The 1,316-nt window shown below is 58.8% G+C and carries 1 protein-coding gene and 1 pseudogene; both read left to right on the top strand.

The window, feature by feature from the left end:
* Positions 1-491 precede the first annotated feature (491 nt).
* On the top strand, positions 492-758 hold the full coding sequence (locus LB533_RS29800) for a type II toxin-antitoxin system ParD family antitoxin (protein WP_224678888.1): 267 nt from the start codon (positions 492-494) through the stop codon (positions 756-758).
* Between the two features lie 3 nt (positions 759-761).
* Positions 762-1,071: pseudogene (locus tag LB533_RS29795) on the top strand (type II toxin-antitoxin system RelE/ParE family toxin).
* Positions 1,072-1,316 lie beyond the last annotated feature (245 nt).

The raw sequence follows: 1,316 nt of genomic DNA, 5'->3' as shown, positions 1-1,316 counted from the left end.
AAAACCAAATCCCGCAACACCAAACACAATCCGCCCGCCAGAACCATACAAGCCAAGCCAAAGCGTCACGGAGCCAGTCCTCAGTCGTTCCATGCCTCGGGGCCAGACGAGCTCTCAGCTCGCGCGGCGGACAAATCTGGCTCCCAGAGCCAAGGCCAACCACGAAAATGCGAATTGAGGCGGCGGTCCGCAATCAAATGCGAAATGAATTCAGCCGGCAGGCATCCATCTCAGCCGGCTCAGTGCCAGCCGTCCCGGCTGGATCGGGAGGAGCAGATCCCATCTATCCCGGTTGCAGGCGCGATCCTCGATCACGCCGGCGTCACTCCGACTGAGGCGGTTTCCCGGTATGCCGAATCAAGCGATTCGAGCCTGTCTGCGAGACAATCGGATCAAAATGTAGGATGGTCGACGTCGGTCGAAATTGCTAATATTTGACATCTATTGCTAAATCCGTGCCGCGATCCCACATCTCTTTCCGGGAGATTGTCATGCCCAACTACGCTCTGAACGACCACTATGAGCGCTTCATCAGGAAGCAGCTCGAATCAGGTCGCTACAACAATGCCAGCGAGGTTGTCCGCGCCGGCCTGCGCATGCTCGAGGATTTCGAGGCGGAGCGGGAAAGATGGCTGCGCGAGGAAATTCCGGGCCGCTTGGCCGAGCTCCAGCAGGATCCAGCTAAAGGAATCCCGGCCGACGCGGTTTTTTCTCGGCTGGAGGCGCGCCATCGCGCGAAACAGGCGAAAGCCAAGTAGGGGATGGACTATCGGATCGTCTTTCATCCCGCCGCACAAGCCGAACTCGAACGGCTCTATGACGACATAGCCGAGCGGGCATCGCCGGTGATCGCCTGGAATTTTGTCGCGGGTATTCAAGACCATTGTCTCGGTCTATCGACTTTTCCACAGCGTGGCACCGAGCGGCGCGAGATCATGCCCGGACTGCGGATCATCGGCTACCGACGGGCGGTCAGCATTGCCTGCAGTCGAGGGCGAGCAGGTGCTGATCCTGGGCATCTTCTACGCAGGCCGGAACATCACACCGGAATTGCTGGAGGATCGCCGCTGAAAAGCCGCTCGGGCAAGGTCCGCGGCCGTCGGGCGGACAGCGGTTTTCAAAGCGAGGCATACGGTCCGAAGCGAGTATCCCAGGCGCGACCAAGCGCAAGAAGCGATGTGGAAACTCAGCCTAGCCAACTCACAAATCTCGACCCCGTGGATATCTCCACGAGAAATCTCAAAAACATCTGAGATCGGTGTTGACAGTTTGTCAGGGTGGCGACTATATACGCCTCACGAACGAGGGCGGTGCGC

Source organism: Mesorhizobium sp. BR1-1-13 (genome assembly GCF_020165515.1).
GTDB lineage: Bacteria > Pseudomonadota > Alphaproteobacteria > Rhizobiales > Rhizobiaceae > Mesorhizobium.
This window is presented reverse-complemented; position numbering and strand designations above follow the sequence as displayed.